At 69.7% G+C, this 18,156-nt stretch carries 20 protein-coding genes; 6 read left to right on the top strand and 14 right to left on the bottom strand.

Features of this window, described 5'->3' with window-relative positions; translation table 11 throughout:
• Complete coding sequence (locus QM772_RS01265; protein ID WP_415133370.1) at window positions 1–1,110, top strand: NAD(P)/FAD-dependent oxidoreductase; 1,110 nt, start codon at window positions 1–3, stop codon at window positions 1,108–1,110.
• On the opposite strand, the gene QM772_RS01260 is transcribed toward QM772_RS01265, so the two are convergent.
• The 3 genes from QM772_RS01260 to QM772_RS01250 form a co-directional block, all read right to left on the bottom strand.
• Window positions 1,111–1,410 (bottom strand): hypothetical protein, encoded by a 300-nt coding sequence (locus QM772_RS01260; protein WP_415133368.1) that lies wholly within the window; start codon window positions 1,408–1,410, stop codon window positions 1,111–1,113. It abuts the gene before it with no gap.
• A 131-nt stretch (window positions 1,411–1,541) separates the two neighbouring features.
• Entirely contained in the window at window positions 1,542–2,972 is a 1,431-nt protein-coding gene (locus tag QM772_RS01255; protein WP_415133366.1) for an MFS transporter, read from the bottom strand.
• Entirely contained in the window at window positions 2,969–4,048 is a 1,080-nt protein-coding gene (locus QM772_RS01250) for a quinone-dependent dihydroorotate dehydrogenase (protein ID WP_415133364.1), read from the bottom strand. The genes QM772_RS01255 and QM772_RS01250 overlap by 4 nt, the downstream gene beginning before the upstream one ends.
• Before the next feature lie 45 nt (window positions 4,049–4,093).
• On the opposite strand from QM772_RS01250, the gene rpiA reads away from it, so the two are divergent.
• A complete protein-coding gene (gene rpiA, locus QM772_RS01245) occupies window positions 4,094–4,768 on the top strand; it encodes a ribose-5-phosphate isomerase RpiA (protein WP_415133362.1) in 675 nt (224 codons plus the stop codon).
• Window positions 4,765–5,268, top strand: coding sequence for a hypothetical protein (locus QM772_RS01240; protein ID WP_415133360.1), 504 nt, complete (start codon window positions 4,765–4,767; stop codon window positions 5,266–5,268). Before rpiA ends, QM772_RS01240 begins: the two co-directional genes overlap by 4 nt.
• 66 nt (window positions 5,269–5,334) lie before the next feature.
• On the opposite strand, the gene glpK is transcribed toward QM772_RS01240, so the two are convergent.
• From glpK to QM772_RS01225, 3 genes are all read right to left on the bottom strand, one after another.
• A complete protein-coding gene (gene glpK, locus QM772_RS01235; protein ID WP_415133358.1) occupies window positions 5,335–6,813 on the bottom strand; it encodes a glycerol kinase GlpK in 1,479 nt (492 codons plus the stop codon).
• 1 nt (window position 6,814) lies between these two features.
• The gene (locus tag QM772_RS01230) at window positions 6,815–7,654 is read right to left on the bottom strand and encodes a phytanoyl-CoA dioxygenase family protein (RefSeq protein ID WP_415133357.1); all 840 of its coding nucleotides are present in this window, start codon (window positions 7,652–7,654) and stop codon (window positions 6,815–6,817) included.
• 220 nt (window positions 7,655–7,874) lie between these two features.
• Window positions 7,875–8,903 (bottom strand): FHA domain-containing protein, encoded by a 1,029-nt coding sequence (locus QM772_RS01225; protein ID WP_415133355.1) that lies wholly within the window; start codon window positions 8,901–8,903, stop codon window positions 7,875–7,877.
• 301 nt (window positions 8,904–9,204) lie between these two features.
• On the opposite strand from QM772_RS01225, the gene QM772_RS01220 reads away from it, so the two are divergent.
• On the top strand, window positions 9,205–9,546 hold the full coding sequence (locus QM772_RS01220) for a hypothetical protein (RefSeq protein ID WP_415133353.1): 342 nt from the start codon (window positions 9,205–9,207) through the stop codon (window positions 9,544–9,546).
• A gap of 28 nt (window positions 9,547–9,574) precedes the next feature.
• On the opposite strand, the gene QM772_RS01215 is transcribed toward QM772_RS01220, so the two are convergent.
• The 5 genes from QM772_RS01215 to QM772_RS01195 form a co-directional block, all read right to left on the bottom strand.
• On the bottom strand, window positions 9,575–10,549 hold the full coding sequence (locus QM772_RS01215; protein ID WP_415133351.1) for an LD-carboxypeptidase: 975 nt from the start codon (window positions 10,547–10,549) through the stop codon (window positions 9,575–9,577).
• Between the two features lie 82 nt (window positions 10,550–10,631).
• Window positions 10,632–12,032, bottom strand: coding sequence for a tRNA adenosine(34) deaminase TadA (tadA, locus tag QM772_RS01210; RefSeq protein WP_415133349.1), 1,401 nt, complete (start codon window positions 12,030–12,032; stop codon window positions 10,632–10,634).
• A gap of 54 nt (window positions 12,033–12,086) precedes the next feature.
• Complete coding sequence (locus tag QM772_RS01205; RefSeq protein ID WP_415133347.1) at window positions 12,087–13,115, bottom strand: IS30 family transposase; 1,029 nt, start codon at window positions 13,113–13,115, stop codon at window positions 12,087–12,089.
• A gap of 86 nt (window positions 13,116–13,201) precedes the next feature.
• Window positions 13,202–13,426: a hypothetical protein gene (locus QM772_RS01200; RefSeq protein WP_415133345.1), complete on the bottom strand. Its 225-nt coding sequence runs from the start codon at window positions 13,424–13,426 to the stop codon at window positions 13,202–13,204.
• 4 nt (window positions 13,427–13,430) lie between these two features.
• Window positions 13,431–14,069 carry an FMN-binding negative transcriptional regulator gene (locus QM772_RS01195; RefSeq protein WP_415133344.1) on the bottom strand — a complete coding sequence of 213 codons (639 nt, stop codon included), beginning with the start codon at window positions 14,067–14,069 and terminating at the stop codon, window positions 13,431–13,433.
• 127 nt (window positions 14,070–14,196) lie between these two features.
• On the opposite strand from QM772_RS01195, the gene QM772_RS01190 reads away from it, so the two are divergent.
• Entirely contained in the window at window positions 14,197–15,228 is a 1,032-nt protein-coding gene (locus QM772_RS01190; RefSeq protein ID WP_415133342.1) for a DUF72 domain-containing protein, read from the top strand.
• Here QM772_RS01190 and QM772_RS01185 read toward each other — a convergent pair.
• Window positions 15,225–15,569, bottom strand: coding sequence for a hypothetical protein (locus tag QM772_RS01185; RefSeq protein ID WP_415133340.1), 345 nt, complete (start codon window positions 15,567–15,569; stop codon window positions 15,225–15,227). The two genes, QM772_RS01190 and QM772_RS01185, sit on opposite strands and share 4 nt — an antisense overlap.
• Window positions 15,570–15,576: 7 nt before the next feature.
• Window positions 15,577–16,560, bottom strand: coding sequence for a Bug family tripartite tricarboxylate transporter substrate binding protein (locus QM772_RS01180; protein WP_415133338.1), 984 nt, complete (start codon window positions 16,558–16,560; stop codon window positions 15,577–15,579).
• An 82-nt stretch (window positions 16,561–16,642) separates the two neighbouring features.
• Here QM772_RS01180 and QM772_RS01175 point away from each other — a divergent pair, with 82 nt between their 5' ends.
• Window positions 16,643–17,575 carry a LysR family transcriptional regulator gene (locus QM772_RS01175; RefSeq protein ID WP_415133336.1) on the top strand — a complete coding sequence of 311 codons (933 nt, stop codon included), beginning with the start codon at window positions 16,643–16,645 and terminating at the stop codon, window positions 17,573–17,575.
• 15 nt (window positions 17,576–17,590) lie between these two features.
• Here QM772_RS01175 and QM772_RS01170 read toward each other — a convergent pair whose 3' ends face one another.
• Window positions 17,591–17,998 carry a GlcG/HbpS family heme-binding protein gene (locus tag QM772_RS01170; protein WP_415139414.1) on the bottom strand — a complete coding sequence of 136 codons (408 nt, stop codon included), beginning with the start codon at window positions 17,996–17,998 and terminating at the stop codon, window positions 17,591–17,593.
• Between the last annotated feature and the right edge of the window lie 158 nt (window positions 17,999–18,156).

The following is an 18,156-nucleotide window of genomic DNA, read 5'->3' as shown; positions in this document are numbered from 1 at the left end:
ATGGAGCAAGTGGATGCCGTAGTCATCGGCGCCGGCGTGGTGGGCCTGGCCGTGGCGCGCGCCCTGGCGCAGGCCGGGCGCGAGGTGATGGTGCTGGAGGCCGCCGAAGCCTTCGGCACCCAGACCAGCGCGCGCAACAGCGAGGTCATTCACGCCGGCATCTACTACCGGCAGGGCTCGCTGAAAGCGCGCCTGTGTGTGCGGGGCAAGGAGCTGCTGTACGCCTACTGCGCCGAGCGCGGCATCAGCCACCAGCGCTGCGGCAAGCTGATCGTGGCCACCAGCGCCGCGCAGGTCGATGAGCTGCGCGCCATCCAGCAGCGTGCCGCCGCCAACGGCGTCGATGACCTGCGCCTGCTCACGCGCGCCGAGGCGCAGGCGCTGGAGCCGCAGCTGGCCTGCCACGCCGCGCTGCTGTCGCCCTCCACCGGCATCGTGGACAGCCACGGCCTGATGCTCAGCCTGCTGGGCGACGCCGAGAACGCCGGTGCCATGCTGGCCGTGTTTTCAGAGGTAAAAAGCCTTGCAGCGCAGGCGGGACAAGCGCCGGCAGCTATCAAAGTGGTAGTTGGCGAGGAAGGTACCGAGCTGCTCGCCCGTACCGTCGTCAACGCCGCCGGCCTGCACGCGCCGCTGCTTGCCGCCCGCACGCAGGGGCTGTACGCGCGCCACGTGCCCAAGGCCTACTTCGCCAAGGGCAATTACTTCACCCTGGCCGGCCGCGCGCCCTTCGGCCGCCTGATCTACCCCGTGCCCGAGCCCGGCGGCCTGGGCGTGCACCTGACGCTGGACCTGGGCGGCCAGGCCAAGTTCGGCCCCGACGTGCAATGGGTCGATGCGGCCGACGACTACCTGGTGGACCCCGCGCGCGGCGAGGCCTTCTACGCCGAGGTGCGCAAGTACTGGCCCGGCCTGCCCGATGGCGCCCTGCAAGCAGGCTACGCCGGCATCCGCCCCAAGATCAGCGGGCCCGGCGAGCCGGCGGCTGACTTCGTGATCCAGGGGCCGCGCGAGCATGGCGTGGCGGGCCTGGTCAACCTGTTCGGCATCGAGTCGCCGGGGTTGACGAGTTGCCTGGCGGTGGCGGAGGCGGCGCTGGCCGCGCTCTGATCAAGGCGCCGTCAGGTCGTCCAGCAGCCGCACCGGCGCGCGCCCGATAGCTCGCACGCCGTCCAGCAGATCGGCCTCGTGGCCGCCGAGGGCGCGAAAGCGGCGGACGTGCACCCGGCCCCTGGGGCGCAGCCGCAGGCGATGGAAGTCGGGGCCGTCGCTGTCGGTGGCGACTTCCCATGTGTCGATGGCCGGCCAGGGCACGAAGTACTGGCCGGCGGGCTCGGCCGTGGTCAGGCGGGCAGCCACTTCGCCGGGGCCGCCCATGTGGTTCAGAGAAAGCAGGGCGCTGCGCGACATCAGCACGCCGTCGGCGCGCAGCTCGATCCAGTGGCGCTGGTCGGCATGGCGCAGCGGCGGCGCCGCGAGATGGGGCGCGGTCGCGGCATGTGTGTTGCGTGCCCAGCGTCGGCGGGGGTCACGCAGTATGGTCAGCCACCTGACGCGACGTCGATGCCGCGCCGGCGCGACAGGCTGAACAGGCCGGCCACCGCCGCGCAGCCGGCGCCCAGCGCCAGCGCGATGGGCGGGCCGGCAGGGGCCGAGGTGGCGCTGAACACGATCGCCAGCAGCACCGCGCCGGTGCTCTGGCCGGTCAGGCGGGCGGTGCCGAGCATGCCGCCCGCGCCACCGGCGCGCGTGGCCGGCGCCGAGGTGACGATGGTGTAGTTGTTGGGCGACTGGAAGAGCGCGAAGCCCGCCCCCGCCAGCGCCATGCGCCAGGCGATGTCGGCGTTGGCGGGCGCCGCCGGCAGCAGGGCCAGCAGCGCCAGCCCGCTGCTCAGCAGGGCCAGGCCGATGGCGCTCAGCACGCCCGTGTTGCAGCGCCCGATCAGGCGCCCGGCCAGCGGCGCCGCGGCGATCGAGCCCAGCGGCCAGGCGGCCATCAGCAGCCCGGTCTCGGCGGCGCTGCGGCCCAGGCCGACCAGCAGCAGGAACGGCAGCGAGACCTGTCCCAGCGTATGTGCCGCGAACGCGGCGACCGAGGTGCACATGGACAGCGCGAACACCGGGATGCGCAGCAGATCCACCGGCAGCAGCGGCACCGGGCGCCGCAGCTGGCCGCGCACGAACACCACGCCCACTGCCACGCCGGCCAGCAGCAGCCCGAACGCCTGCGCCGCGTCCTGTGCGCCGATGGCGCCGGCGGCGGCCCTGGTGCCGAGCCGGTCCACGCCGAGGAAGACCAGCGAGAACATGGCGGCATTCAGCAGCACGTCGCCCGGGCGCAGGCTGACGGGCGTGGCGCCGCGCTGCCCGGGCAGGGCGCGCCGGCCCAGGCCGAACAGCATGGCGGCCAGCGGCAGGTTGACGGCGAACAGCCAGGGCCAGCTGGCGTGCGACAGCACGGCGGCGGCGATGCTGGGGCCGGCCACCGAGGTCACCGCGACGGTGATGGAGTTCAGCGCCATGCCGCGCCCGAGCAGCGCGCGCGGGTAGGTCAGGCGCACCAATGCGGGGTTGATGCCCATGATGCCGGCCGCGCCCGCGCCCTGCATCGCGCGCCAGGCGATCAGCGCCGGCATCGAGCGCGACAGCAGGCAGCCCAGGCTGGCCACCAGCATCACCGCCACGCCCCACAGGTACACGCGGCGGTAGCCGTAGCGGTCACCCAACGCGGCGGCCGGCAGCATCATCACCAGCACGGCGAGCTGGTAGGCGTTGACGACCCAGATCGAGCTGGCGGCGGTGGCCTGGAACTGATGGCCGATGGCGGGCAGCGCGAGGGTGACGACGGTGCCATCCAGCACCGCCACGCCGATGCCCAGCAGGATGGTGACCATCGCCCAGCGGCGCTGCGGCTGCGGCAGGCCGTCGGGCGCCGCGGCTGCGGGGGCCGTGTGCGGCGGCGCAGGGGTCATCGGCCGCCCCGCCGCTGGCGCAGCGCGCGCGCCGCTTCCTGCACCAGCGCCGGGCCCTTGTAGATGAGGCCGGTGTAGATCTGCACCGCGTCGGCGCCGGCCTCGATCTTGGCGACGGCGTCGGCGCCGCTCAGGATGCCGCCGACGCCGATGATGGGGAAGCCCTCGCCCAGCGCGGCGCGCAACTGGCGGACCACGCGGTTGCTGGCGCCCCGCACCGGCGCGCCCGACAGGCCGCCGGCCTCGTCGGCATGCGGCAGGCCCTTGACCGCCTCGCGCGAGAGGGTGGTGTTGGTGGCGATCACGCCCTCGATGGCGTGCTTGCGCAGCGCGTCAGCGATGGCCTGCACCTGTGATTCGTCCAGGTCGGGCGCGATCTTCAGGAACAGCGGCACGGGCTTGGCGTGCTCGTCGGCCAGCTCGGCCTGGCGCGACTTGAGGGCGGCCAGCAGCGCGGCCAGCGCGGCGTCGCTTTGCAGATCGCGCAGGTTCTTGGTGTTGGGGCTGGAGATGTTGACGGTGACGTAGTCGGCATGCGGGTACACGCCGGCCAGGCAGGCCAGGTAGTCGTCGGTGGCGCGCTCGATGGGCGTGGCGGCGTTCTTGCCGATGTTCAGGCCCAGAATCATGCGCTGGCGCCCGCCGGACGTGCGCAAGCCGCTATGAAAACGTGAGCTCTTGACGTTGGCGACGAAGGCCGCCAGCCCGTCGTTGTTGAAGCCCATGCGGTTGATCAGCGCCTCGGCCTGCGGCAGCCGGAACATGCGCGGCCTGGGGTTGCCGGGCTGCGCCAGCGGGGTGACGGTGCCCACCTCGACGAAGCCGAAACCCATCGCGCCCAGGCCATCGATGGCGCGCGCGTTCTTGTCCAGCCCGGCGGCCAGGCCCACGCGGTTGGGCAAGCGCAGGCCGGCCAGCTCGATGGGGTCGTCCACGCGGGCGCTGCACCAGGCCCATTGCAGCGGCGTGCCGCCGAAGCGGGCCAGCGCGTCAATGGTGCGCTCGTGCGCCTCCTCGGGGTCGAGGCTGAACAGGAAAGGGCGGGCCAGGGGGTAGGCGTAGGGGAGCAGGGCCATCGGATAATCGTCGCTGGTCAAGGAATCAACGGGAAATTGTCGCAAATGACGCAAGACGAACTGAAGGCGATGGTCGGCCAGGCGGCGCTGAGCTACGTGGTGCCGGGCGAGATCGTGGGCGTGGGCACGGGCTCGACGGTGAACAAGTTCATCGACGCGCTGGGGCTCGTCAAGGACCGCATCGCCGGCGCGGTGTCGTCGTCGGAGGCGTCGACGGCGCGGCTCAAGGCGTTGGGCATCGCGGTGTTCGACTGCAACGCGGTGGGGGAGATCGCGGTCTACATCGACGGCGCGGACGAGATCGACGGCCGGGGCCACATGGTCAAGGGCGGCGGCGCGGCGCTGACGCGCGAGAAGATCGTGGCCGCGCAGTCGCGCCGCTTCGTCTGCATCGCCGACGAATCCAAGCTGGTGGAGAAGCTGGGCGCCTTCCCGCTGCCGGTGGAGGTGATCCCGATGGCGGCGCAGCGCATCGCGCGGCAGTTCGCCGCGCTGGGCGGCGAGGCCACGCTGCGGCTGAAGGACGGCGCGCCGCTGGTCACCGACAACGGCCAGCACATCCTGGACGTGCGCGGGCTGTCCATCGACGACCCGCTGGTGTTCGAGTCGGGCGTGAACCAGTGGCCGGGCGTGGTGACGGTGGGCGTGTTCGCGCACCAGAAGGCGCAGGTCTGCCTGCTGGGCACGTCGTCGGGCGTGCGCACATTGACCTTCGAGTGAACGAACGCGCGGTGCTGGCCGCCGCGCTGCGCGGCCTGATGGCGGCCGGCCTGCTGGCCCTGCTGTGGGTCGGCTGGCAGGTGATGCGCGGCCCGCGCGAGGCGCCCGCCGCGCCCAGCGTGCGCGTGGCCCGGCTGGCACCGGGCAGCTTCATGCTGGTGGACGCGCCGCTGCGGCCCGCCGGCGCGCGCGAGCCGCTCTTGCTGCTGGTGCTGCGCGAGCCGGGCGGCCTGGTGCGCGGCTTCTACCTGCCCGTCGACGGGGGCAGGGCGGCGGTGCCGGTGTCGGGCGCGCTGCTGAGCGGCGTGCCGTGCGAGGACTTCGCGCCCGATTTCAGCGCTGGCGATATCGGCTGCCGGCAGGCTCGGCCGGGCTTCGAGTTCGCGCTGCGTCCGCGCTGGGCGCTGGACGGGCGCGCGCTGGCGGGGCATCTGCCCGACCTGCTGCCGGCGCACGGGCGCGAGGTGCAGGGCGACTGGCTGCTGGCGCCGGATTCATAGCCAAATCGGCCTCCAGCACTTGCTGGGCGGGCGCGAGCAGCTATTCAATTTGAAGCAATCAGGGGTTCAGCGCGCGGTGGCCTGCCGCACCGCGTGCTCCCACTCTTCCATGCGCGCCAGCGCGCGCTCGCGCGGCAGGGTGGGCAGAAAGCGCCGCTCCGCCTGCCACTGGTCGGCCAGCGTGGGCAAATCCTTCCACACGCCCGTGGCCAGCCCGGCCAGGTAGGCGGCGCCCAGCGCCGTGGTCTCGGTGATGCGCGGGCGCACCACGGGGATGCCGAGCAGGTCGGCCTGGAACTGCATCAGCAGGTCGTTCACGCTGGCGCCGCCGTCCACGCGCAGCTCGGTCACGTTGCCGCCGTCCTGCGTCATGGCGCGCAGCAGCGCGGCGCTCTGGAAGGCGATGCTCTCCAGCGCCGCGCGCGCCACGTGGGCGATGGTGCTGCCGCGCGTCAGCCCGACGATGGCGCCGCGCGCGTCGGCGTCCCAGTAGGGCGCGCCCAGGCCGGTGAAGGCGGGCACCAGCACCACGCCGCCTGAGTCGGGCACCGATTCGGCCAGCGCCTGCACCTCGCTGCTGGCGCGGATGGCGTGCAGGCCGTCGCGCAGCCACTGCACCACGGCGCCGCCGATGAACACGCTGCCTTCCAGCGCGAACCCGGGCGCGGCGCCCGTCTGCGCGGCGGCGGTGCTCACCAGCCCATGCGACGAGCGCTGGAAGCGTGCGCCGGTGTGCATCAGCATGAAGCAGCCGGTGCCGTAGGTGTTCTTGGCCATGCCGGGCGTGAAGCAGGCCTGGCCGAACAGGGCGGCCTGCTGGTCGCCCGCGATGCCGGCGATGGCGATGGGCACGCCCAGCACCGCCGCGTCGGTTTCGGCGTAGAGGTGCGAAGACGGCAGCACCTGGGGCAGCACGCTCTCGGGCACTTGCAGCAGGGCCAGCAGCTCGGGTGACCAGCGGCCCGCGCGGGTGTCGAACAGCATGGTGCGCGAGGCGTTGCTGACGTCGGTGGCGTGCACGCGCCCGCCCGTCAATTGCCACAGCAGCCAGGTATCGACGGTGCCGAAGGCCAGCTCGCCGCGCTCGGCGGCGGCGCGCGCGCCGGGTACGTGGTCGAGCAGCCAGCGCAGCTTGGTGGCCGAGAAGTACGAATCCACGACCAGGCCCGTGGTGGCGCGTATCCGGTCGGCATGGCCCTGGGCGCGCAGCTCGGCGCACAGCGGCTCGCCGCGCCGGTCCTGCCAGACGATGGCGTTGTGCAGCGGCTGGCCGGTGCGGCGGTTCCACAGCAGCGTGGTCTCGCGCTGGTTGGTGATGCCGATGGCGCGCACGTCGGCCGCCGTCAGCCCGGCCTGCGCCAGCGCCTGCCGCGCGGTGGCGAGCTGGCTGGCCCAGATCTGCTGCGGGTCGTGCTCCACCCAGCCGGGCTGCGGGTAGATCTGGCGGAACTCCTGCTGCGCCAGCGCCACCACGCGGCCCTGCTCGTCGAACACGATGCTGCGCGAGCTGGAGGTGCCCTGGTCGAGGGCGAGGATGTAGCTCATGTCAGCCGGCCTGCCAGAGAACGGGGAACAGCGGGTCGTCCATCGGCGCGCCGGCAGGTAGCCTCTCGGCCAGGCCGGGGAAGGGCGGCGAGGTGACCCAGCGGCGCGGCGCGTGCGTGACGTCGTCGCCCAGCATGCGCACCGAGAACACGCGCCGCCGCGTGTCGCCGTCCACGCCGCCGCTGGCGTGCAGGCTCAGCATGTGGAAGGCGATCACGTCGCCCGGCTCCACCGCCCAGCCGATGATGGGGAACCGGTCGCGCGCGGCCTCGATGTCGGGCAGGTCCTGCAGGCTGCCTTCTGGGAACCACTTGGCCTGGTGGTCCATGAAGGTGCGCGGCATCAGCCACGGGCCGAGGTGCGAGCCGGCGACGAACTCCAGCGTGGAGTGGCGCCGCACGGGATCGACCGGGATCCAGAAGCTGACGTTCTGCCGGCCCTCGATGTTGTAGTAGGGCTGGTCCTGGTGCCAGGGCGTGCGCTGGCGCGTGCCGGGCTCCTTGGTGAGCATGTGGTCGTGGTACAGGCGCACCTGGCGGCTGCCCATCAGCAGGCCCGCGGCGGCGGCCAGGGGCGAGCCGAAGATGAAGAGCCGGTAGGCGTCGTTCTCGGGCCAGCAGCAGAAGTCCTCGATGAAGAAGCCCGGGTCGTCCGGCCGGCTGGCCACCTTGGCGCGCGGGCTGGGCTGGGCGATGTTGGCGTCGATGCCGCTGCGCAACAGGGCCACCTCGTCGGCATCCAGCAGGCCGCGCAGGCACACGGCGCCGTCGCGGGCGAAGGCTTCTTTCAGTTCTGGGGCGACAACGGTGGCGGCACGGTGATTCAGGTCGGTTTCGCTCATGCGGCGCATTGTGCGTGAAGGCGATCTCCAAAAAAACCGCCCTGGAGGGCGGTTTCTTGATCATCCGTTGATCTCTAAACGTCTCTCGATACGTTCGAGCCGTTGGTCGAAGTGGTCTTTCGGTTTACCCAGGAAACGCCAATGATATACTTCATACGATGTGTATTATGTAAATTAAAGAATGCAGGTGGGGACAACTATTCCGGCCCGAGCCGAGCCCTCAATGCCCCGCAGCTTCATCGAACAGTGACCGTGTTCTCGTCGGCGAATCAAGTCCCGCGTTGTCGACGCGTACGTCGAAGGCGACTACCGGCGCGCTGAAGTCGCTGAACGATGCGCCCAGGGCGACTTCGCCGGTCGAGTGCAGAATGCATTGGCTGCGGCGCAGATGCACTTCGGAACTCGGCTTTTCGGTGAAGCGCACCCAGCTGCCGAAGCTGCTCAGGTCGGTCAGGACGAAAGCGCCGTCCTGCCATTCGATGCGCGCGTGCTGGCGCGATACCCGCTGGTCGCTCACCACGAAACCGTTGTCTGGAATACGGCCAATGACCACCGGCAGGTCTTTCGCCGCCAGCACCCTGGTGGTACCCAGCCACGCCAGCGCAATGCTGGCTTGGCTGTCGGAGGCAGTGGCCGTGTCGTGCAGCACGCCTTGCACGGTCATGAGGTCGCTCGACAATTCCTCGTTCCATTCGATCTGGAACACCGAGTGCGCCTGCGCCATGCCGCGCACGCGGATCATGCCCAGCGAGCGGTAGCGCACGCCGTCCAGCATCGCGGGCGTGCCGCCGGTGGCGAATTGGCCGGCCGAGCGGCGGGCGCGCACTTCCATCATCAGGGATTCATCGGCCCAGATCGCGTCGGGGCCCGCCATGTCGGACAGGCGCGACGCCAGGTTGACCGGGTCGCCATACGTATCGTCGGCCATGTGGACGACCTGGCCGCTGGCCAGGCCGATTTTCAGGCGCAGGATGCGCAGCGGCGCGGGCCACTTCAACAGCCGCTCGGTGTGGCTCTGCTGCATGAAGACGGTGGCCTCCACCGCCAGTTCGGCGGATGGGAAGGTGGCCAACACGCCATCGCCCAGAAACTTGACGACGCGCCCGCCGTGCGCCTCGCACACACGCCCTATCCATTGCGTCAGCTTGGAGATGACCCCGGCGGCCTGTGCGTTGCCGAGGGTCTCGTAGGCGGCGGTGCTCCCCGTGAGGTCGATGAAAGCCAGGGTGATGGAGGGTGTCGTCGTCATTGTCCTGGCTTCCACGTCGATTCGAACCGACCGGCATGGTCGTCAGGCCGGTGCGCGGCACTCGTCATTTTCCAGTCCTCTCTCCGGTTACACGGAGATATCTCAAAAAAAATGATACCGGGGTGCCGGGCTGGCTTCAATGGCACCGACTCCAGGATGCTGTCCGCGACGAAAGTCACGGTTCGCGTCGTCTTATAGCAACGCGGGAGGACGCGAAAGCCCCGTGCCCTCCCCCTGTGCCGCGTTCTGGACTAATATAGAGCGTAACAGATGGTGAATTCTGCATCTGAGGTTACGTACCATGAAATGGATCAACGCTGACGTTCTGGCCGGGTTGACTGGCCGCTGGCACAGCCGCAGGGCCGACCCGGAGCGGACGGCCCATCGTCTGGAGGACATCCGCTTGGCCATGCTCGACATGCTGGGCGAGGAAGGGGCGGAGCGCTACCCTCAGGTGGCGCGCCGCATCCGCCACGGCGCCGACGCCCAGGGCCTGTGGTATGCGCGCGCGGACCTGATGGCCGCCCTGGCCGGTTTGCACGGCGAGCAGGTGGCGCGCACGCGCATGGTCAGCCTCTCGGTGCTGTTCGACGGCATGCTGCCCAAGGGGTTGATGTCGCGCCCGACCACGCTGCGCGCCTGAGCCTTCGCCACGCCTTTCCGGCACCTGCTCAGTGCAGGTGGCCCCACAGCACCAGCGCCTCGCGTCCTTCCACCAGCAGATCGATCCTGGCCCCCACGGGCAGCAGCACCTTGGTCGGCACGTGGCCGAACGGCAGGCCGGTGAGCACCGGCACCTTGAGCTGGCTGCGCAGCCAGTCCACCACCTTTGCCATCGAATAGCCGCGGTCGTGCGGCGTCAACCGGTATTCGGTGAACTGCCCGAGCAGGATGGCCTTCTGCCTGGCCAGCACGCCGGCGTGCAGCAGCTGCGCCAGCATGCGCTCGATGCGGTAGGGGTGCTCGCCCACGTCTTCCAGGAACAGCACGCCGCCCTCCACCGCCGGCCACCACAGCGTGCCGAGCATCGAGGCGAGCATCGCCAGGTTGCCACCCCACAGCGGCGCGTGGTGCGCCAGGTGCAGGTCGCGCCGGCCGGCCAGCGCGGCCGCGTCGGCGGCGGGCAAGCGCCAGCCGGTGCCTTCCGAGCTGCCATCGAGCAGATCCTGGAAGCACGCCAGCATGATCTCGTCGGGGCTTGTGGCGCCGGCCGCGCCGCCATGGCCTTCGGCCGCGTCGTCGGCGCTGCGGGCGCCGAAGCCTTCGCACAGGGCTGGGCCGGCCCAGGTGACGCCGCCACCCTGGGCCAGCAGCGCCAGTTGCAGCACGGTGAAGTCCGAGAAGCCGATGAATTTGGTGCCCTTGCCGGACGCGCGCGCGATGGCCTTGTACGGCAGCGCGGGCAGCAGGCGCGTCAGGCCGTAGCCGCCGCGCGTGGTCAGCGCCGCATCGGCGCCGCTGGCGGCCGCGCGGCCGATGGCGGCCAGGCGCGTGGCGTCGTCGCCGGCAAAGCGCTGCCAGCTCGCCAGCGCGTCGGGATCGACCTCGACCTCGTGGCCCAGGGCCTGCAGGCGCTTCACGCCACGGCGGAAAGCCGCCTTGTCGCGCACGGCGCCGGAGGGGGAGTAGACGTAGATGTGCGCCATGCCGATACCGATCTTATGAATAAAATTGGGCTCCAGCGCCCGCTCATCAAGCGCCGGCAGCTATGAAAATTATAGAACAACCTCAAGGGCCGAAGTGCGTCAGCGCGCGTTCGGCGATGGCGCGCCCGTGCTCGGGCACGAAGTGCCCGGCCTGCGGCAGCACCCAGGGTTCGGGGCAGTGGCGGATGCCGGCGTGCAGCGCGCGCATCACGGGCTCGCCCAGCACCGGATCCTGCGCGCCGATCACCAGCAGGCTGCGGCCGCTCCACTCGTCGCGCCAGAAATCGCGCGCGGCACGCGAGACGGCCGCGCCGTCGTCGCCCGGATGCTCGGGCACCAGGGCGGGGAAGGCGCGCGTGGCGGCGCGGTGGCCGGCGTCGGGGAACGGCGCCATGTACGCCGCGCATTCGGCGGGCGACATCTGCGGGTTGCCGCGCACCAGCAGCCGGGCGATGTCGAACGCGGGCTTCTTCGCGCACATCTCGCGCCATGCCTCGAAGCCGGCGGGCAGCGGCGCGTCGCCGGCAGCCAGCGTGGTGTTCATCGCCAGCAGGCCGTGGTAGCGCGCGGGCGCGGCCAGGGGCAGCGTGAGGCCCAGCAGGCCGCCCCAGTCCTGCACCACCAGCACCACGCGGCGCAGGTCGAGCCGCTCGACCAGTTCCAGCAGCACCTGGCGGTGCCAGGTGAAGCTGTGCGCAACGGTCTTCTTGGGCTTGTCGCTGCGGCCGAAGCCGATCAGGTCCGGCGCCACCACGCGGTGGCCGGCGGCCGTCCACACGGGGATCATGCGGCGCCACAGGTAGCTCCAGACCGGGTTGCCGTGCAGGCAGAGCCAAGTCAAGGGCGCGTCGGCCGGGCCTTCGTCCAGGTAGTGCAGGCGCAGGCCGGCGAGCGCCGGCAGGTCGGCGACGTAGTGTGGCGGCCAGGGGTAGCCGGGCAGGTCGGCGAAGGCGCTGTCGGGCGTGCGCAGGGCGTCTTCGCGCAGGGGCATGGGGTTGGCGCGGCGCGGCTTGAAGAAGGCGCGCAGCAGTTCGCCGCATTCATCGGCCAGCACGCCGCCGACTACCCGCGTGCGGTGATTCAGGCGCGGCTCGGCGAACAGGTTGACCACGCCGCCGGCGGCGCCGGTCTTGGGGTCGGCCGCACCGAAAACCACGCGGTCCAGCCGCGCGTGCAGCAGCGCGCCGGCGCACATGGCGCAGGGCTCCAGCGTGACATAGAGCGTGCAGCCCTCCAGCCGGTAGTTGCCCAGGCGCGCGGCGGCGGCGCGCAGCGCGGCGATCTCGGCGTGCGCGGTGGGGTCGCGCCCGGCGATGGGGGCGTTGCGCCCGGTGGCGACGACGCGCCCGCCCTGCACCACCACGGCGCCCACCGGCACCTCGCCCGCGGCGGCGGCGGCGCGCGCCTCGGCCAGGGCCAAACGCATGGCCGCTTCGTCGCTTTCGACGGGCTGGTCGATGAGGCTGGGTGCTTCTGTATTCATAGCTGCCGGCGCTTGATGGACGGGGGCGGATTCAAGTCCAAGTGCAACATTGATTCAATGCACGGAGTCCCCGCGCTGGGTCAATAGTTGTAGGTGCTGAGCATAGACCTCAAGCGGAGTGCGGTAGCCCAAGGTCATCCTGGGACGGCCATTGAGCTCATCGGCGACGGCATCAAGCTGCTCCTGCGTATAGCCGCTCAGATCGGTGCCTTTGGGGAAGTACTGGCGCAGCAGCCCATTGGTGTTCTCGTTGCTGCCCCTCTGCCAGGGGCTGTGGGGATCGCAGAAGTACACCTTCATGCCCGTGTTCTGGCTCAGCTTGGCGTGCTCGGCCATCTCCGAGCCTCGGTCATAGGTCAGGGTTTTGCGCATAGGGCTGGCAATGCCATTGAGCTTGTCGCTGAACGCCTGCAGCACGTGCGCGGCCGTGGCCGGGTTGGGATGTGGCAGCTTGACCAGCAGCACCAGGCGCGTGGTGCGCTCCACCAGCGTGCCGATGGCGCTGGCGTTGGCCGCCCCCTTGATCAGATCGCCTTCCCAGTGGCCGGGAAGCTGGCGATCCTCGACCTCGGGCGGGCGCACGTGGATGCTCATCAGATCCTGGATCTCCCCGCGCCGATCCTTGCCCTTGGAGCGGGGCCAGCGTTTGGCATGGGCCATGCGCAAGCACGACACCAGCTCTTTCTTCAGCTCGCCCCTGGGCTGGGCATAGATGCAGGTGTAGATGCTCTCGTGCGACACGCTGCGGCTCCTGTCATCAGGGTGTTGCTTCTTCAGGTGCTGGGCAATCTGCTGGGGCGACCAGTGCTGGCGCAGATGCTCGCACACCAGTGAGAACAAGGAGCCATCGCGGTGCAGCTTCGGTAACGGCCGGGCAAAGCGCCTGCGTCTGTCGCTGCGCTGCTGGGCGTACTTGGAGGTGTAGCCCTGGGCACCTCCATTGCGCTTGCACTCACGGCTGATGGTGCTCTTGGAGCGGCCCAGCGCTCTGGCTATGGCGCTCTGGCTCTGCCCTTGCTGCAGGCCCAGCGCTATCGCGTAGCGCTCCATCTCACTGAGCTGCTCGTAGGTTCTTTCGGTCATGGATGCCTCAATTCTGAAGGGGGGGGGTGCACTTCAGATTTGAGGCCGCCGGGCGCTGGATGCCCATTTGACTCATAGAATCCGAGTCACTTGGCATCGTCCGGCAGATCGCGCGGCGCCTGCAGGGTGCTTTCCACCTGTTGCCTGATCTGTTGCTGGATCTGCCGGCTCTGTTCCGCCACGTTGCCCTGCGCCGAGGCCGCGCCGCTGGCCGGCAGCGCCGGGGCCGGCACCCTGGCGACCTGGCGCGTGCCGAGCCAGCCGACGATCACCAGAACCACCAGCAGGGCGATCAATCCGAAGCTGCGCATCGTTCTACTCCTCTGTGCACGCGGGCACCATGCCCAGCGTCTGCATCCAGCCGGCCAGCGCGCGTTCGTCGGGGGTGCCGGCGGCGTAGACGGCAAACATCGCGGCGTGCGATTCTTCGCGGTGCTGGTTGAGCTTGAGCTTGCATTGCCAGCTGTCCACCGCCAGCTCGAAGGCAACGATGCCTCGCAGCAGCTTGTGCTGAAAGTCGGCGCCCAAATCGCGCCACTGCTGCGCGTAGGCGGGCTCGTGGTCGCCGATCAGGGCCTTGAGCAGGCGGTCCTTGGCTGCGGCGTCTTCGTGATCGAGCAGGCGCGCGGTGACGGTGCCGTGCACGGCCAGGTAGTTCCAGGTGGGCACCCGCGCCAGGTCGGGGTACACGCGCGGCGACGTGTAGGCGTGCGGGCCAAGAAAGGTGACGGTGGCGCGCGGCCGTGCCGCCAGGTGCCGCCACTGCGGGTTGGGCCGCGCCACGTGGCCCAGCAGGGTGAAGGCGCCGCCCTCCTCCACCAGGTGCAGCGGCAGGTGGGTGGCGAAGGGCAGTCCCTCGTCGTCTACCGTGATCAGGCTGGCAAAGGGGTGTTCGCGCATCAGACGGGCGGCGGTCCGCGGATCCTGGCTGGCGAAGTGGGGCGGAAGGTACATGGGGCTAGGATGGCACGCGTGGGTGGGTCGATGGTAGCGTATGCGCGCGGGCGGAAAGCTCCTGAAACCGTAGCTGCCGGCGCTTGTCCCGCCTGCTCCAACGGCACTTTTTCTTTGTGATTTGCTCATGTCTACCGGTCAGTCCGCGCTGTTCGACTCTGCACCCCGCCGTCGGCGCGGCGTGCAGCCCGCGCCGCCCGCGTCCGAACTGGCGGAACTGGCCGGCGCGCTGCCGCCGCGCGTGTGGCTGGGCACCTCGTCGTGGAACTTCCCGGGCTGGAAGGGGCTGGTCTGGGCCGGCGAGCACGCCGAGGCCGCGCTGTCCAGGCAGGGACTCGCCGCCTATGCGCAGCACCCGCTGCTGGCCACCGTCAGCCTGGATCGCGCGTTCTACCGCCCGCTCACCACCACCCAGTACGCGGCCTACGCGGCGCAGGTGCCGGCGCGCTTTCGCTTCGTCGTCAAGGCCCCGGCGCTGGTGGCCGACGCACAGGTGCGCGCCGAGGGCGGGCGCGGCATGGCGCCCAACCCGGCCTTCCTCGACCCGCGCCTGGCGGTGCAGGAATTCATGGCGCCCGCGCTGGAGGGGCTGGGCCGCCACGTCGGCGCGCTGGTGTTCCAGATCAGCCCGCTGCCGCGCCACTTGCTGGCGCGCCTGCCGGAGGTGATCGAGCGCATCGGCGCGCTGCTGACCGCCCTGCCCCCACTGGCGCCCGCCGCGCCCGATGGCGTGGTGGCGCTGGAGGTGCGCGACGCCGCCTTCCTGGCGCCCGCGCACGCGCCGCTGCTGGCGCGCACCCTGCGCGAAGCGCGCGCGGCCAGCGGCAACGCCGTGACCTATGCCCTGGGCCTGCACGCCAAGATGCCGCCCATCGAAGACCAACTGCCCCTGCTGCGCGCCCTGTGGCCCGGCCCGCTGGTCTGCCGCTGGAACCTGCACCGCCGCCACGGCGCCTACGGCTACGAGGCCGCCAAGGACCTGTACCAGCCGTTCGACAAGCTCGTCGACCCCGACCCGCAGACCCGCGCCGCGCTGGCCCGCGTGATCGCCGGCACCACCGGCGGCGGGCAGCCGGCCTACGTCACCATCAACAACAAGGCAGAGGGCTCGGCGCCGCTGTCGGTGGCGGCGCTGGCGATAGCAATTGCTTCAGATTAGCGTTGAATCAGTCCGTCCATGAGTCCGACGGGTGTTGCACTTCGGATTTGATCCGCCCTCTCGGTCGTGCGCTCGTGGGCATGCAGTTCGGCGCCGTTGCCCGGCGGACACTCGACGATGGCCACCTCGAGCCCCGGAAGCCCTTCGACCGCCGGCCTATTCATTCCGCGAGAACGGTTCTTCGGCGCCATCAGCATGTAGATGTTGCGCGCCGCAAGCATCTGGTAGGCAGCAGACGGCACGACGTTGCCACCGCCCTCGTACGAGCGTTTGGTGGGCTCGAGGTCTCGACGCCGTGCGATCCGACCGCTCATGTCGACAACTGTGAAATGGGTCGTCATGGTCAGTTCAGTCCAGTTGGATGTTGGCTTGGCGAGCCACGTCGCCCCAGCGCTTCAGGTCAACCGCGATCAGCGTCGACATGCCTTTGCCGTCGGTAGGCTTCACGTGGGCACCGAACTTCTTCAGGGCTGCCAAGTAGTCCGGGCTCGTTGTCACGCGTCGCACCGCGGCTTCGAGGGTTCGAACCACCTCGTCCGGCGTGCTGGCGGGCACAGAGGTGCCCGTCCAATACGGCATGCTGACGGCCGGATAGCCGGCTTCAGCCATCGTCGGCACCTGCGGAAGCTCCGTCGAGCGCGCGGGACCGGTCACCGCCAGCGCCTTGAGCTTTCCTTCGCGCACCATGGGCAATGCCGACGTGAGGTCCACCACGGCGAAGCTGACTTGCTCGCCGACGACCGCGGTCATCATCTCGCCGCCGCTCTTGTAGGGCACGTGAGTCATCTCGACGTGGGCCGTCGACTGCAGCAGTTCGCCGATCAGATGTGCGCCGTTGCCCACACCGGCCGACGCGTACGACACCTTGCCGGGGTTGTCCTTGGCGTAGGCAACGAGATCTTTCACAGCGCCCCCCGCGAACGACGGGCTCACGACCAGCGCCGTATCTGTCTCGGCGATGAGGCCGAGATGCGTGAACGAGCGAAGGGGATCGAAGCCGGGGTTCTTCTGCGTCGAGGGCACGATCGCGAAGGTGGACGCGTTCCCGATCAGGATCGTCTTGCCGTCCTTGTGGGCCGCCGCGACGTAGCGCGCGCCGATCTGGCTGCCGGCCCCAGGGCGGTTCTCGACGATGACGGTCTGTCCCAGCGCTGCCTGCAAGCCCGGGGCGAAAAGACGTGCCAGCAGGTCTGCCGGGCCACCTGCGGCGTAAGGCACCACCAGCCTGACGATCTGCGACGTGGGCTGCGCGATCGCATGCGGCGCGGCAAGCACAATGACCAAGGCGGTCAGCAACATAAGTTTACGCTTGAGGGCGCTCTGGATAGGCATATCGATGTCTCCTGCTTGTTCGTTTGGTCAACAGTCGGAAGTCTAGGAATCGACCGAAGTCCGTGCCATCATCCGATGGTCAATGTCGAACATCATGATGCGTGATACAAAAAGCCTCGATATCGCCCTGCTTAGGGCGCTGCGGGCGATGGTGAACGAGAGCAGCGTTACCCAGGCGGCGCACGTGCTGGGCATTGGCCAGCCCGCCATGAGCGGCCAGCTCGCCCGCTTGCGGAAGATCTTTGGCGATCCCATCCTGACGCGCAGCGGCGGCGGCTCCAAACCCACATTGCGCGCGTTGGAACTGATGACTTCCGTGGACGAAATCCTGGCCCGGGTTGACCTGCTGGCGGCCGCGCGCCACACCCCTTCGGCCCCGTCGAATTGGAACCTTTCGATCACCATCGCCGCCACGGACTACGCCCGCCAATTGCTCCTGGAGCGGGCGTTGCCGCGCATCCGCCAGGAGGCGCCGGGCCTACATCTGCGCTTCCACCGCTCTGACCGGGATCGTGTGCGCGAGTGGATGGAGGAAGGCAGCGTGGACATCGGCATCGGTGCCGCGGCCGTGCCGACCGGCCGCCTGCACAGCCGTCGACTCTATCGAGACGCCGCCGTCTGCGTTGCGGCGCGTGGCGTGATGCCGCAGCCGCTCACGGTCGATGCGTATTGCGCACTACCCCACGTGCAGGTGCGCTTCGGTCGAGCCAGCGAGATGGAGTCACTTATCGACGCGCGCCTGGACATCCTGGGGCGCACGCGGCAGGTCGCACTCACCGTGCCGGACTTTTCCGGAGTGGTGGACATCGTTCGCAGCGCGGCGCTGGTCGCTGTCGTTCCCCGCGGATTCCTCAGACGCCTGACGCTTCCGCAGGACGTCGACGTGCGCGAACCGCCCTTCGCACTGCCGGACGTGCAGTGCACGCTCTACTGGCACGACCGCACGAATCACAGCGTTCCGCACAAGTGGCTGCGCAGCGTGCTCTTCGAAGCGTTCAAGTCTTTTTCGCCCTAACTGCGCACTTACGGCCTACAAGGTCAGCGCGGCAAGGCCGGCGCGCGCTATCTCGACATCCTGCGAAGGCAGCACACCACTCACACCGATGGCGCCAACGATCACGCCCTCCACAGCAATCGGCACGCCCCCTTCGAGCATGCCGTCCAGTCCAGGAGCGCTGAGAAATGCCGGGCGGCCGTTGTTGATGACGTCCTCGTAGTGCTTGCTGTCGCGGCGCGACAGCGCAGCAGTTCTGGCCTTGGACATGGCGATCTGCGCGGTGGGTGCCGGTGCGCCGTCTACACGCTGGACAGCAAATGCGTGGCCGCCGGCATCGGCGACGGCGATGCCGACCAGCCAACCCTTTGACTGTGCGTAGGCGAGCGCGGCATCAAGAACGCGACGGGCATCGGCAGCTTCGAGCTGGGGAACATGACGCATGTGAAAACTCCTTGAATGGAAAAGGCGAAGCTGACGATGAGAAACGCATGCCGCGACGAAGTCAATGTAGTTTTCATCGCGACAATTGATGTCTGTCATCGATTCTGAACGATGGAGTCCAAAGACTGCACTTCCTAGACTGCGGTTCGAACTCAACC

Origin of the sequence: Ottowia sp., assembly GCF_047601385.1 — a bacterium.
Classification (GTDB): Bacteria; Pseudomonadota; Gammaproteobacteria; order Burkholderiales; family Burkholderiaceae_C; genus Ottowia.
Note: the sequence above shows the minus strand (reverse complement) of the source record. Positions and strands in the feature narration are given on the sequence as shown.

Coding starts and splice junctions, on each gene's coding strand:
- QM772_RS01265 (WP_415133370.1), top strand. CDS start 1: ATGGAGCAAGTGGATGCCGTAGTCATCGGCGCCGGCGTGGTGGGCCTG.
- QM772_RS01225 (WP_415133355.1), bottom strand. CDS start 8,903: ATGACGACGACACCCTCCATCACCCTGGCTTTCATCGACCTCACGGGG.
- QM772_RS01230 (WP_415133357.1), bottom strand. CDS start 7,654: ATGAGCGAAACCGACCTGAATCACCGTGCCGCCACCGTTGTCGCCCCA.
- QM772_RS01190 (WP_415133342.1), top strand. CDS start 14,197: ATGTCTACCGGTCAGTCCGCGCTGTTCGACTCTGCACCCCGCCGTCGG.
- QM772_RS01175 (WP_415133336.1), top strand. CDS start 16,643: ATGTCGAACATCATGATGCGTGATACAAAAAGCCTCGATATCGCCCTG.
- QM772_RS01215 (WP_415133351.1), bottom strand. CDS start 10,549: ATGGCGCACATCTACGTCTACTCCCCCTCCGGCGCCGTGCGCGACAAG.
- QM772_RS01250 (WP_415133364.1), bottom strand. CDS start 4,048: ATGGCCCTGCTCCCCTACGCCTACCCCCTGGCCCGCCCTTTCCTGTTC.
- QM772_RS01185 (WP_415133340.1), bottom strand. CDS start 15,569: ATGACGACCCATTTCACAGTTGTCGACATGAGCGGTCGGATCGCACGG.
- QM772_RS01180 (WP_415133338.1), bottom strand. CDS start 16,560: ATGCCTATCCAGAGCGCCCTCAAGCGTAAACTTATGTTGCTGACCGCC.
- QM772_RS01200 (WP_415133345.1), bottom strand. CDS start 13,426: ATGCGCAGCTTCGGATTGATCGCCCTGCTGGTGGTTCTGGTGATCGTC.
- QM772_RS01220 (WP_415133353.1), top strand. CDS start 9,205: ATGAAATGGATCAACGCTGACGTTCTGGCCGGGTTGACTGGCCGCTGG.
- QM772_RS01260 (WP_415133368.1), bottom strand. CDS start 1,410: ATGTCGCGCAGCGCCCTGCTTTCTCTGAACCACATGGGCGGCCCCGGC.
- QM772_RS01205 (WP_415133347.1), bottom strand. CDS start 13,115: ATGACCGAAAGAACCTACGAGCAGCTCAGTGAGATGGAGCGCTACGCG.
- QM772_RS01255 (WP_415133366.1), bottom strand. CDS start 2,972: ATGACCCCTGCGCCGCCGCACACGGCCCCCGCAGCCGCGGCGCCCGAC.
- QM772_RS01195 (WP_415133344.1), bottom strand. CDS start 14,069: ATGTACCTTCCGCCCCACTTCGCCAGCCAGGATCCGCGGACCGCCGCC.
- tadA (WP_415133349.1), bottom strand. CDS start 12,032: ATGAATACAGAAGCACCCAGCCTCATCGACCAGCCCGTCGAAAGCGAC.
- glpK (WP_415133358.1), bottom strand. CDS start 6,813: ATGAGCTACATCCTCGCCCTCGACCAGGGCACCTCCAGCTCGCGCAGC.
- QM772_RS01170 (WP_415139414.1), bottom strand. CDS start 17,998: ATGCGTCATGTTCCCCAGCTCGAAGCTGCCGATGCCCGTCGCGTTCTT.
- rpiA (WP_415133362.1), top strand. CDS start 4,094: ATGACGCAAGACGAACTGAAGGCGATGGTCGGCCAGGCGGCGCTGAGC.